This is a genomic window from Paenibacillus sp. EKM301P, from assembly GCF_011800295.1.
Taxonomy (GTDB): domain Bacteria; phylum Bacillota; class Bacilli; order Paenibacillales; family Paenibacillaceae; genus Paenibacillus; species Paenibacillus polymyxa.
Genome location: NZ_JAALFM010000004.1, coordinates 488280 through 500784, shown reverse-complemented (window position 1 = coordinate 500784; position 12505 = coordinate 488280). Strand labels below are relative to the sequence as shown.

The window sequence follows — 12505 nt, the reverse complement described above, 5'->3', positions numbered from 1 at the left end:
GAACTGTTCCAAACCTTCTCGATGACTGAGACCATAAGAAAATTCCACAAATTTTAATTTCCGCGATAAATCAAACTTTGAAAACGTTTTATACGATTTTCTCTTTTTTTCTGAAAATTTCTTTCTTGAAAATACCAGTTATTGTATTATAATTGCAATATACATCCATTGATTTACATTAAAAGTATTTCATTAGTTTATTTCACACACGAAGAAGAAGAGGTGGTAGCATTGAGTACAAAAGTGCAAGCTGTTCAAACTAAAACTAAAACCAAATCCGATACAAAAGGAGCCGACCTTGTTGTCGACTGTTTGATTAAGCAGGGGGTTACGCATATTTTTGGCATTCCAGGTGCCAAAATCGATTCTGTTTTTGATGTTCTTCAAGATCGGGGTCCAGAATTGATCGTATGCCGCCATGAACAAAATGCCGCCTTTATGGCAGCAGCGGTCGGTCGATTAACTGGTAAGCCGGGTGTATGCATTGTTACCTCGGGTCCAGGCGCGTCTAACTTGGCGACAGGACTTGTCACCGCGAATGCAGAAAGTGATCCTGTCGTCGCCATTGCAGGTGCAGTCCCAAGATCGGAACGCCTGAAACGCACACATCAATCTATGGATAATGCCGGACTATTCGAACCTATCACTAAATACAGTGTAGAAGTAGAACACCCTGATAATGTACCGGAAGCCATTGCTAATGCATTTCGGATTGCGACCTCAGCCCAGCCTGGAGCCACATTCGTCAGCCTGCCGCAGGACGTGTTGACTTCGTCATCCGAAGTAACAGTCATTGAGAAGGTTTCCCTTCCCCAGCTTGGGACTGCACCCGCCGAGCTCATCAAACAAGTCGCAGACCAAATCAGAAAAGCCAAACTGCCCGTACTTCTTCTCGGTATGAAAGCCAGCACGCCTGAAGCCACCGCAGCTATCCGTGCTCTTATTCGAGATACAGATCTGCCTGTTGTCGAAACCTTCCAGGCCGCTGGAGCCATCTCCCGTGAACTGGAAGACCACTATTTTGGAAGAGTGGGGCTGTTCCAAAATCAACCGGGTGATATGCTGCTTGGAGCCGCAGATTTGGTACTGACGATTGGCTATGATCCTATCGAATACGACCCAAAAAACTGGAACATCCCGGCAAATCGAACACTCATTCATCTGGATGACCATCAAGCCGATATTGATCATGATTATCAACCGGACTACGAGTTAATCGGGAACATAGGTCTGATTGTGAGTGGCCTCGCAGATGAGTTGCCTACCTTAAAGCTACCTAAATCCTCCTGCGACCAATTGAATCGTCTACGCCATGATCTGAACGAGCAAGCAGCTGTTCCAGCCCACAAGCATGATTTTCTGATTCATCCATTACAATTTATTCGTACATTGCGTAGCCTGATTGATGATAACGTCACAGTCACCTGTGATGTCGGTTCACACTACATTTGGATGGCACGGTATTTCCGTTCGTATGAACCGCGACGCCTGCTATTCAGCAACGGAATGCAGACGTTGGGCGTAGCACTGCCTTGGGGGATTGCCGCTACACTCGTCAACCCCGGTCAAAAAGTCGTGTCTATTTCTGGAGACGGAGGATTTCTGTTTTCATCCATGGAGCTCGAAACCGCTGTACGTCTTAACTCACCGCTAGTGCATATTGTATGGAGAGATGGTACCTATGACATGGTCGCCTTTCAACAACAGATTAAATACGGCAGAACGTCTGGTGTAAAATTTGGAGATGTCGATGTCGTGAAATATGCGGAAAGCTTTGGGGCCACCGGATTACGCGTCCACTCTCCTGAAGAACTGGAAAACGTATTGCAGCAAGCTCTTCATACGGATGGCCCTGTGGTCGTTGATATTCCGATTGATTATCAAGATAATATCCAGTTGGGACGCAAACTGCTACCAAATCAATTAAACTAACTTTTACCGAGACTCTCTCGTGACGGTTTCGTGACAATTAAGGAGCAACACGTTATTTTTTATAATTTTTTTGAGCTATTTGTGTTATTTACTGAAACATTACGTTTATTATTGAAAAAGAAAGAAAATGAATGCATACAATTACAAAAGGAAGTGTATTACCATGACCGTTGCAGGACTGGAAACCAAGCAAGAAACTGATCATGATATTTACCAAACGTCCACTATGCTTGCTCTATTAGATGGTCTTTATGATGGAGTTGTTGCCTTTGAGGAGCTGCAAAAGCACGGGGATTTCGGAATTGGTACCTTTGATCAACTGAATGGCGAGATGATCGCGTTCGATGGTGAATTTTATCACTTGCTTCCAGACGGTACGGCCCATCGCGTAAAACCGGAAGAAACTACTCCGTTTTCCACCGTCACCTTTTTCCGCGAAGATTTCACATATACTATTGACCATCCCATGCATCGTGAAGAGCTGGAAGCTTTGCTGCTAAAGCTGTTTCCAAGCCGTAATCTGTTCTATGCCTTCCGTATGGATGGCACTTTTCGTGAAGTAAAGACACGTACTGTGCCTCATCAAGTGAAGCCTTACAAACCATTTATCGAAGCAACCAAGTCACAGCCTACCTTTACTTTTAATGACGCTTCCGGCGTGATCACAGGCTTTTGGACACCTGCTTATGCCCAAGGGATTGGAGTAGCCGGATTTCATCTCCATTTTATTAATGATGAACGTACTGGAGGCGGGCATGTTTTTGATTTTGTTGTCGACAAGTGCACAATCCGTATTTGTCAAAAATCCAATCTACATCTTGTGCTGCCCGATACACCAGATTACTTGAAGGCTAATTTGTCCAGAGTAGACTTGGAGAAAGAAATCGCTGTTACTGAAGGTGCACAATAATTACGCATATAGCTCATCAAGGTACGGTCCCTTAGCTAGACAATAAAAAAGCAAAAGATCACAGTCAGAAAATGAGGCTACTGCTCTCTGACTGTGATCTTTTTATGTAGGCAACATATATACACAATGCCGCTTATGCTCTCACTCCGGCCTACTTATTCCTCGATCTGGTCTAACTTATCAGCATAATATTGAATGGCACGGGAGTACTCCTGTAATGTTATGTCTGCGGTCGTTTCAGCCAACTCCATGAGCAGCCCCTCCATGGCCTTCCCGTGTTCCCCCAGATTATATAACACCATAGCGTAGAATACCCGAAACGGTCTGTAATCCGGAAATTCGTTCATTCCTGTGTCCAACCACGCTTTCGCCTTGGCGTAATCCCCTAATACACGATATGTACTGCTTAATCCTAGGATGGCTCCTCTCCTGGAATCTGCGGCTAATGCCATACCTAGGCTTTTTTCATAAAAGGGAACCGCCTCCCTTTCCATGCCCAATACGTCGTGCGTCCAGGCTGTCTGATACCATAACTCCGCTTCTTTCGGCTCCTGCTCAAGGGCCTCTAATAAAAGCTCACGTGCTTCCATTGCCTGTCCTGTACGTCTTAGATCGCTGACTTTTGCAATCATTTGTTCCATGCTAATTCCCCACTTTTTTCTTGACTATTTCCTTGAGATACATGTTACCCGACATTTGAATATGATGTAAATGGAGATTCTCAAATATAATGAAGCGCACAAAAAGACTCTCCGCTTAGGAGAGTCGTTATAGTCCGTTGTTACGACTTATTTAACCTTCAACGATGCTGTACTCAATATTCCCGCTACACGTTGCGTGTCGAAAATACGGGAAAGCTCCTCCACTGCTGTCAAGTACAGCAGGCCGTTGCCCTCCATCTTAGGAGAATTGCCGAGTGGAATTGTGCGTTTGATGAGTTGGGCGTATAATTCCGGTTCGGTGAGATCACGCTCAAAGCTCGCATTCGCCAGCTGCTTAATCAACGCCAATGCACCTGCTACGTGCGGAGTAGCCATCGATGTTCCGCTAAAGGTCGCATATTTCCCGCCCGGAACTGTGGACAAAATATCTTCTCCTGGTGCAACCAAATCCACCTCATTATTAGAATTACTGAACTCTGAGGCGTGTCTGTCAAAGTTGATAGCACCTACGCTGATCACTTCATTATAGCAGCCAGGGTAGCCGAGCTCGTCCGTTCTGTCGTCACCGTCTCCCTCATTTCCAGCTGCACAGATGACCAGGATTTGGCTGGCTACAGCCTTTTTTACTGCTTCATGAAGCTCAGGCACATCCTCAGGGCCACCAAGCGACATTGAGATGATGTCTGCCTTTTGCTCAATCGCATAATAGATACCTTGGATGATCCAGTCATATTGACCGGAGCCCTGCTTGTTTAGCACTTTGATGATGAGCAGATCTGCCTCTGGGGCGACACCTACGACACCATTCTCATTTTCCGCTGCCGCAATGGTTCCTGCCACATGTGTACCGTGACCGTTGTAATCCTTGAAATTTTCCGGATCACCTTCATCATCATCCGTGAAATTGCGGCCACCAATAATGCGTGCCTTCAGATCCGGATGGTCCGCATCACAGCCCGTGTCCAGCACCGCCACCTTTACTCCTCGGCCTCGAGTCTGGTTCCATACCGCAGGTGCCTGGATCATCTCCACCCCTCGCGGTATTTCATTCACTTGTTGCTCCTGCTTGATCACTTGGTAAGGAATGATATGCACTTTACGTTCCATCTTATTCCCTCCTTCATGGATTCAATTGGAAACCATCCGTCTTTGAAACTTTGAAAACCTCTACTGCATTCGAGGTTACTATATTCTAGCAATTTTTGAAAAGTTTGAACATCCCAATTTGCTTATTTTTGCAAAAAAAACAGACATCAACCAAATCAATTGGGAAATGTCTGCCTCTATGAGCCTTAGATTGATTCTGCTTGTAGCTCAGCCTTAGATAACAACGATTTGTGCTGCCATTTCCGGCCTTTCCAGCGTAAATAGTGAAAAATACCTCGTACCCATTCATCGCATGCATGTGCTATCCACACACCCAGCACACCATATCCCATATGAATGCCTAGCACATATGCTAGCGGGATTTTGATCCCCCACATTGAAATAATGGCCATCATTAAGGGGAACTGAACATCTCCTGCTGCTCGCAGGGAGTTAATGACCACGTGATTGAACACACGGCCCGGCTCCAGCAATATACAGAACAACAAAATCGCTGCCCCTAATTGAATGATCGCTGGCTCGTCCGTAAAGATCGCCATCACTTCATATCGGAAAAAGGATACAGCCACGATCACAGCAATCGTAATGACTAGTGACCATTTCAGGCTTCGCAAAAGTTGATGATATGCTTTTTCCTTGTCTCCTGCTCCAATCAGGCGAGCCACAATAATTTCGGTTCCCTCGCCGACGGCCATTCCAAATACCATAAAAAAATACACAATCGTATTCGTATAGAAATGAGTTGCAATCGCTGTTGTACCCATAAAGCTGACAAATCGGGTCACCATCATTTGACTAAGCTGATAAGAAAGCCATTCCAGCCCCGCAGGAATACCAATTTTAAGGATCGCCACCAGCTTGCTCCATTGAAGCTGTACATAATATTGGATACGAATCGGCGCACTTACACGTTTGTACAGCAGGATAAAAATCCACACACATGCGACGACGCGGCTAATAACCGTTGAAATCGCTGCTCCCGCCACTCCCATTTGCGGCAGACCAAACCAGCCGTATATGAGCAATGCATTTCCCACAACATGCAATATATTCATGCCGATGCCTACGATCATCGTATCTTTGGTAAAACCATGCGAGCGAATGACCGGCCCTGCGGTTAGCATAAGGGCTTCCAAAAAAAGCGAACCCCCTGCCAGCATCATATAGATTTCTGCATTTTCCTTAATGGTCGGAGTAATATGATAGAAGGATAGTAAAAAATCCCGGCTCACGATAAACATCAAACTCAGCGCCAGGCCAAATACCAGATTAAAGGTTAGTGCCGATGCGGTAACACGGCTTGCGTCCACATGCTTTTGCGCACCTAATAACTGAGCAATGATCACACCTACTCCAAGACCAAGCAGATTGAAGAGTATAATCGTAAATTCAATTAACTGTCTGGATACACCGACAGCCGATACAACCTCATCTGAAACATGGCTAAGCATGAACGTATCCACGCTACCCATCAAAATATGAAATAGCATTTCTATGAAGATCGGCCAAGTAATCGCGAAAACCGTCATCGTTTTAACGGCCTGCGCTTGCTTGGAGCCACTTTCCTGCGACAATGACATACTTCTGTATTCCTCCGCTTCCGTATGTAAATCCAAATTTACTCATACATTTTTTGATAACGCTTACTTATTCGTAAAAAGTCATATGTTTTTTATCATTTTTATAATATTCCAAGCGGTCCTGCAATTGTCCTGTGTGGAATTCGAACTTGTGTCCGTCTGGATCTGTAAAATAGACTGATCTTTTATCCTGTTCATTTCGCTCCCGTCCGGGCAGAATAGGGACATTAAGAGTTTTCAGCTTGTTAAGCATACTTTCAAAATCCGCTTCCGCTACTGAAAATGCAATATGCGTGTAGGAATGATGAATTTCATTTCTCGGAATATCCTCTTCCACATTGAGAGCCAACCACATTCCCAGGCAATCCAGATAAGCCAGCTTGCGTCCTTTAACGAGCAATTTTCCATCTAGTACATTCTGATAGAATTGTATAGACTTATCCAAATTAGACACCGAAAAGCAAATGTGATTCCATCCTTGTATGCTCATGCTTCCTATTCCTTTCAGCGAACCCTGTTCAGCCAGTAATTCCATGCTTCTGTATATTGGTCTAGATCTTCCGGATGATGGCGAATGCAGGTAGCTATACGAAAGTATAATCCCTGTAGCACTTCCCTGTTCAGCTCATATTCCCCTGTCATCTCTGGACTAAGCTTCTCTACCGCCGGCAAAATGGTATCGATGGTCAGCCTATCCGGTGAAGAACAAAAGGCATATATCAAATCATACAGAGGTTCTCCCACCACTGGATCAGGGTCAATAATACCTGTCAATGTACCATTTTCGGCAAACACAAAATTATGTACTCCGAAATCGCCATGAAGCAAATATTTAATATTCCGCTGCGGTGATCCGGCCACAAGAGTATGGATGAACCGATGATTTTCTGAGGGTAAGACGTCTTGTATAATCTTTTCGGATTCTTTCGTTCTGTGGAGCAAAAAATCTCTCCATTCCACAAACGGATGATCCGAATAACCATACTTGCGTTCCTCTCGAAGGGATTTGTAGTGTGCAATGACCTCTGTCGCCAGACTGAGCAGCAAATCACCCTTATTTCTTTCACTATATTGCCTAGTGAACCCTGGCTTGAACGCATATACCAAATAACGATGCAGCGAATCTACATAAATCACTCGAGATAGCTTCTCAATCTGTGCATAGGTTAGCAAAAATTCTGCCTCGGCTTTTACAATCGCGGGATCATTTTGCTTAATGACATATCGTGGTCTGGTACCGTCCATGACAACAACCACTTCACTCGAAGTTCCGCCAGTCAGCGGTTTGAGATTTTGCATATGGCTTTCAAGCACGCCTGCTTCATACAGCTCATTCAGGATAAATTGAATGTCCATGTAAAACCTCCCTATGCATCTGATTCATAAATAATACGACAAATAATGCGGCTGGCGCTTCGGATTGCTAATCTAGCCCACCTGTTCGCCAGCCATTCTTTTCTTACAAATATATTTTTTCATGCTCCGCATAGATTTCAAGCGCCCGCTCCATCTTATGGACATAGGCCTTATCCTGACTGGTACATAGAAAAGTGACATGTCCCTCCTGCAATTGGCCCGTTGTCAACGGAGCTGCCAGTAAATTACGCTCGGACAGCACCTGTTTCAAGCGTTTGACCGTTCCCTGGCTCCCATCAATGAGCTGAATATGAGAAGGCAACAGTTCTCTCAAAATTTCCTTATAAAATGGATAATGTGTACATCCCAACACGACCGTACCATAGACGTCTAAGTTAAACGAAGACAGCTTATGGTTAAAATAATTGAACAATTCCGTACGGTCAAAATTCAACTGTTCGCAATATTGTACGAGCTCCGGCAAAGGCAATGAGTCCACACTTCCGTGATCGTCAACTCTGGATACTAGTGCCGCATAACCGGATTGTTTTAATGTCAACGGTGTCGCCAGCACCAGAACTCTTTTACCATTGGCTCGGTTCATCTCGACCGCTGGCTTCACGGCTGGTTCCATTCCGATAATCGGAAATTTATATTCCTTCCTTAGCTCCGCCACCGCGATACTTGTAGCCGTATTGCAGGCAATCACCAATGCCTTAATATCCTCTTTTAGAATCGTTTGCACCGAAGCCTTGACATAACCAAGCACCTCTTGGGGTGTTTTCGTTCCATAAGGAACATGAAGCGTATCCGCCATGTAAACAAAATTTTCGTTTGGCAAACGTCTTAGCGCCTCAGACAATACTGTAATTCCACCCAATCCCGAATCAAAAAAACCTATCTTCAAGCTACTCACCTTTTTTCGTTCAACTATGGTGTTAAATCTTGATGGCACCATGTTCATTTCCTTCCTCGCCTATCCAAGCACACTCTTCATTAGACTTTACATTTAAATTTTACCGCAAAACTGATATTTTGCAAAAGAAACACGTAAATTTCACAGTGTAAAAAATAAAGCAGCTTTTCAAAGTAAATTTAATATAGAAGTGTTGACAGATATTATCTTTATATTGTAATATTACGTGGTAACTTACTAACTAAACTTACTTATTCAACTTACTTAGGGGGAAATAAATCATGTCTAAAGTATTATTTGTCAAAGCTAATGATCGTACAGCTGAAGAATCTGCAACAGTTAAATTGTATAACGCATTCGTGGAAAGCTACAAGTCTTCCCACCCATCTGATGAAATCACTGAGCTGGACCTGTTCTCCGTCGAACTTCCTTATCTGAACGCTAACATGATCAACGGCACGTTCAAATCCGCGAGAGGCATGGAGCTGAACGCAGAAGAAGCTCGCCTGGCAAACATCGCTAATGGTTACCTGGATCAATTCTTGGCAGCAGACAAAGTCGTATTTGCTTTCCCGCTCTGGAATATGACGATTCCAGCTGTACTGCACACATACATTGACTACCTGAACCAAGCTGGTAAAACATTCAAATACACTGCTGAAGGTCCTGTAGGTCTTGTAACTAACACTAAAGTAGCCCTGTTGAATGCAAGAGGCGGCGTTTATTCCGAAGGGCCTGCTGCTGCTGCTGAGATGTCTCTGAACTTCATGAGCAACATCTTAACCTTCTTCGGTGTTAAAGACATTGTGAAGGTTGTACTGGAAGGACATAACCAAGCTCCTGACCAAGCACAAGAAATCGTTGCTTCTGCCGTACAACGTGCAGTAGACGCAGCAAAATCGTTCTAATTATATATATGAAGAAAAGAGGATGTCCGCACCCTTTTATGGGATGGAAATCCTCTTTTTTTTGCTACAAAATACAAAAACACGTGCTCCTGTGATCTGTGATCAAGTAAGAAGCACGTGTCTGTATGAGCTTACCTCTATTTAAGGAATGAACTGCTGCACGATTTTTACAACCTTACCGTCACGAAGCGTAACATGGTATGGAAATTGGCTGAGGTCCAGAACATCCTTTTTAGCAAAATCCTTCTCAAACTGTGCCAAAGGAATGGATTCGTTCCATTGCACGTCTGTGTCTTCTATATTCCCTGTGTGGTCATAAATCTGCACCTCTACCGTAGCATCTGGTGCAACCTGATACACGTCATTTTGTACGGAATTGTTTACGATGTAGTAGCCATCCGGCGCTCCATCCAATCCTGTATTTCCTTCATGCTCCACAAATGCTTTGTCTGCTGCTGCGCCTTCGTACCATTCAATCGGGTCTGCTGACAAATAAATTTGTCCATCGCGAATGTCCATTTGGTTTATATATACGGTCTCCTGATTTTCAGCAGCTGCTACAGGTGTGTAGCCTTGCGCTGTTGCCCCTGCCGTCGTAATCAGCATCATCATCAAAGTCAATACGGTCCATTTCGAAGCTAATTTCATCATGTCTGATCTCTCCTTGCCGTTTGGGTATGTACACGGTGTCTGTAAGCTTCATTACCCTTGTGTACCTATCATAAACTTTGAACGGTTAAAAAGTGTATCAGATACATAAAAAATAAGTTACGATTTTTTAAGACTTGGTCTTAAAACTTGATGACATGTCCTAATTTACCTTTGTTATTTTAGTAATCCCACCTGACGTGCCTGTTCCTCGGTGAGAATAAACTCTTCATTTTGCCATACCTCGTCCTCTTTGGTTACAGCAAACATCCCCATAATCTCTGTCCAGATTCCTTTGTCGGCGGCTTCCTTTTGTGTAATGATTATTTTCATATGAATCCCATCCTCCTCAAGAATGCGTGCAATGTGTAGCCCACTGCGCAAACATGGTTTCTCCGATCGCTACTCCAAATCCAACTGCCCGCTTCGTTACTCAGCTTATCCTTGCCATTATCATCTTTCATGAATTTATCCAAAACAACAACGATCTAACAAACTGATACCAATACTTAGACTAAAATATATCTTTTCGTTTCAAAGCTCCAACCCTTATATATGGGAGCCACAGTGCTTGTCCTAAATTGCAAAAGGGATAACTGTTCCGCTTATAACATATGTACCCTTTTCCCACCGAGATTATTCGTATTTTATTTATGATCTTAAAACTTTATATTACTTCCGTGGGTAATGATCTATTTGGAACGACTGGGTATAAAATAAAAACGGCTGCAGTTATCCTACAAGCCGTTTCTACTAATAAATTTTTATGTTTGGTCCGTTCTCGTAGCGGTCACGAGCCGCATACCGTTACTTCAATAATTCTGATGTTTTTGCTCTATTTTTACACGGAAAAGTAAAAAGGCTGTACGCATACAGGCTTGGACACAGTTACTTGTTGTCCATTATAGGTCAAGCGGCCGCTTGCCTTGTCCACTTTGAAGGTAACAATATTGTTGGTGTCGCGGTTAGCCACGAGCATATAATCACCATTAGGTGTCAAAGCAAAATGACGCGGATGCTCGCCTTCAGCAGATACATGCTCCACTAGACTCAGCTTGCCTGTTGCAGCGTCTACAGCGTACACTACGATGCTATCATGTCCACGGTTGGAACCGTAAAGATAAGCTCCATCCTGTGAGATCGCAATTTCTGCAGTTGTGTTTTCGCCAGTAAAGTCAGACGGCAATGTCGGTACACTCTCCAGCTCAGTAAGCTTACCAGCTTCTGCATCATATGCAAAAGAAGTAATGGAAGAATCCACTTCGTTAATAACAAAAGCAAATTTACTGTTCGGGTGGAAAGTCAAGTGACGTGGACCTGCACCTGCATGGGTTTTTGTTTCACCGTGCAGCACCAGTTGCCCTTTGCTGTCATCAATGGTATAAATACGGATCAGATCCAGTCCAAGATCTTGTACGAACAGGAAGCGGCCGTCCGGGCTAAAGAAGCTGGAATGTGGATGTGGACGATCCTGACGCTCAGGATGCGCTCCTTTGCCCTCGTGCTGTTTAACATCCAGCAACTCACCGATACGTCCGTCCTCAGTCAGAGAGACCAGCCCTACCATACCTCCGTGGTAGCTGACCACAATCAGGTAACGATCGGATGGATCACGCTGAATATGACAAGTTGTGGAGCCTACGTTTTCCGCACGATTTAGCAATGTAAATGTGCCTTTAACCGGGTCAATTTCAAAAGCAGAGGCTTCGCCTACCTTCGCTCCTGCAGCGGAAGTTGTCTCGCCAATAGAATACAGCTTCCGATTTTTAACGTCCACATTTAGGAATGTAGGATTTTTCAAGCCGGAGAACTCATCCTGTAGCGTCAGGGCTCCTGTCTGTTCATTAAAAGTATACGAATAAACTCCGTTACCTTCCAATTCGGCGTAAGAGCCTGCGAATACGAGCAATTTTTGTTGTGCTGTCATGGTTGTGTCCTCCTTGGATTAAAAAAATGATGGGCAATTGGAATGATTGCTCCTGTTACAGATATTGCTTTAAGAGGCGCGCTCCACCACAGGCTCTGTAGACAATGCTACATTTCCTGCTACGGCACGCGAGATCATGCATGAGGTTTCAGCCTGCTCTGCAAGGCGCAATGCTTGTTCGATTTGTGATTCTGCTGCATCGACGGACAATAGAACTCGCGGACGATGCACGATTCGGCGATATGTAAAAATGTTGTTCGTTACATCGACGATCCCTTCTGATTCCAGTGCCAGTGATACCACCGGGAGACTGGCACGCTCCATCATCGCCGCCAAAGTAATCAGATAGCAGGTAGCAGCTGCACCGAGCAGCATTTCATCCGGATTGGTGCCCACACCAGGGCCTCCCATCTCAGCCGGAATCGAAATCGCTGTTCGCAACTGTCCGGCCTCAATACGCCCGTCGCTGTTGCGCCCCCCGTTCCAGTCTGCCTTGAGCAGAAAGGTATGCTCCATTTCAGGTCACTCCTCTCTCTTGTATTATGAATCTTTACACAGG

General features: G+C 44.5%; 13 protein-coding genes. 3 read left to right on the top strand and 10 right to left on the bottom strand.

Going from position 1 to position 12505, the window contains the following annotated elements; translation table 11 throughout:
- The first annotated feature begins 222 nt into the window (after positions 1 to 222).
- Both alsS and budA read left to right on the top strand, forming a co-directional pair.
- Positions 223 to 1932, top strand: coding sequence for an acetolactate synthase AlsS (gene alsS / locus HFD99_RS13800; protein ID WP_185157160.1), 1710 nt, complete (start codon positions 223 to 225; stop codon positions 1930 to 1932).
- A gap of 163 nt (positions 1933 to 2095) precedes the next feature.
- Positions 2096 to 2842 (top strand): acetolactate decarboxylase, encoded by a 747-nt coding sequence (gene budA / locus HFD99_RS13795; RefSeq protein ID WP_016821069.1) that lies wholly within the window; start codon positions 2096 to 2098, stop codon positions 2840 to 2842.
- Between the two features lie 155 nt (positions 2843 to 2997).
- On the opposite strand, the gene HFD99_RS13790 is transcribed toward budA, so the two are convergent.
- From HFD99_RS13790 to murI, 6 genes are all read right to left on the bottom strand, one after another.
- Positions 2998 to 3483 carry a tetratricopeptide repeat protein gene (locus HFD99_RS13790; RefSeq protein ID WP_019687058.1) on the bottom strand — a complete coding sequence of 162 codons (486 nt, stop codon included), beginning with the start codon at positions 3481 to 3483 and terminating at the stop codon, positions 2998 to 3000.
- 147 nt (positions 3484 to 3630) lie between these two features.
- Positions 3631 to 4611, bottom strand: coding sequence for a S8 family peptidase (locus tag HFD99_RS13785; protein ID WP_153795175.1), 981 nt, complete (start codon positions 4609 to 4611; stop codon positions 3631 to 3633).
- A 185-nt stretch (positions 4612 to 4796) separates the two neighbouring features.
- Entirely contained in the window at positions 4797 to 6191 is a 1395-nt protein-coding gene (locus HFD99_RS13780) for an MATE family efflux transporter (RefSeq protein WP_019687056.1), read from the bottom strand.
- 67 nt (positions 6192 to 6258) lie between these two features.
- Entirely contained in the window at positions 6259 to 6681 is a 423-nt protein-coding gene (gene fosB / locus HFD99_RS13775) for a metallothiol transferase FosB (RefSeq protein WP_167440917.1), read from the bottom strand.
- Positions 6682 to 6695: 14 nt separating this feature from the next.
- Complete coding sequence (locus tag HFD99_RS13770; protein ID WP_167440916.1) at positions 6696 to 7547, bottom strand: aminoglycoside phosphotransferase family protein; 852 nt, start codon at positions 7545 to 7547, stop codon at positions 6696 to 6698.
- A gap of 103 nt (positions 7548 to 7650) precedes the next feature.
- Entirely contained in the window at positions 7651 to 8505 is an 855-nt protein-coding gene (gene murI / locus HFD99_RS13765; RefSeq protein ID WP_045243833.1) for a glutamate racemase, read from the bottom strand.
- 239 nt (positions 8506 to 8744) lie between these two features.
- Here murI and HFD99_RS13760 point away from each other — a divergent pair, with 239 nt between their 5' ends.
- Complete coding sequence (locus HFD99_RS13760) at positions 8745 to 9371, top strand: FMN-dependent NADH-azoreductase (protein ID WP_031463358.1); 627 nt, start codon at positions 8745 to 8747, stop codon at positions 9369 to 9371.
- 141 nt (positions 9372 to 9512) lie between these two features.
- Here HFD99_RS13760 and HFD99_RS13755 read toward each other — a convergent pair whose 3' ends face one another.
- The 4 genes from HFD99_RS13755 to HFD99_RS13740 form a co-directional block, all read right to left on the bottom strand.
- Positions 9513 to 10022: a hypothetical protein gene (locus HFD99_RS13755; protein ID WP_017428339.1), complete on the bottom strand. Its 510-nt coding sequence runs from the start codon at positions 10020 to 10022 to the stop codon at positions 9513 to 9515.
- 174 nt (positions 10023 to 10196) lie between these two features.
- The gene (locus HFD99_RS13750) at positions 10197 to 10352 is read right to left on the bottom strand and encodes a hypothetical protein (RefSeq protein WP_013370850.1); all 156 of its coding nucleotides are present in this window, start codon (positions 10350 to 10352) and stop codon (positions 10197 to 10199) included.
- Positions 10353 to 10860: 508 nt separating this feature from the next.
- Complete coding sequence (locus tag HFD99_RS13745) at positions 10861 to 11946, bottom strand: lactonase family protein (protein WP_107734192.1); 1086 nt, start codon at positions 11944 to 11946, stop codon at positions 10861 to 10863.
- Positions 11947 to 12015: 69 nt separating this feature from the next.
- Complete coding sequence (locus tag HFD99_RS13740; protein ID WP_019687051.1) at positions 12016 to 12462, bottom strand: OsmC family protein; 447 nt, start codon at positions 12460 to 12462, stop codon at positions 12016 to 12018.
- Positions 12463 to 12505 lie beyond the last annotated feature (43 nt).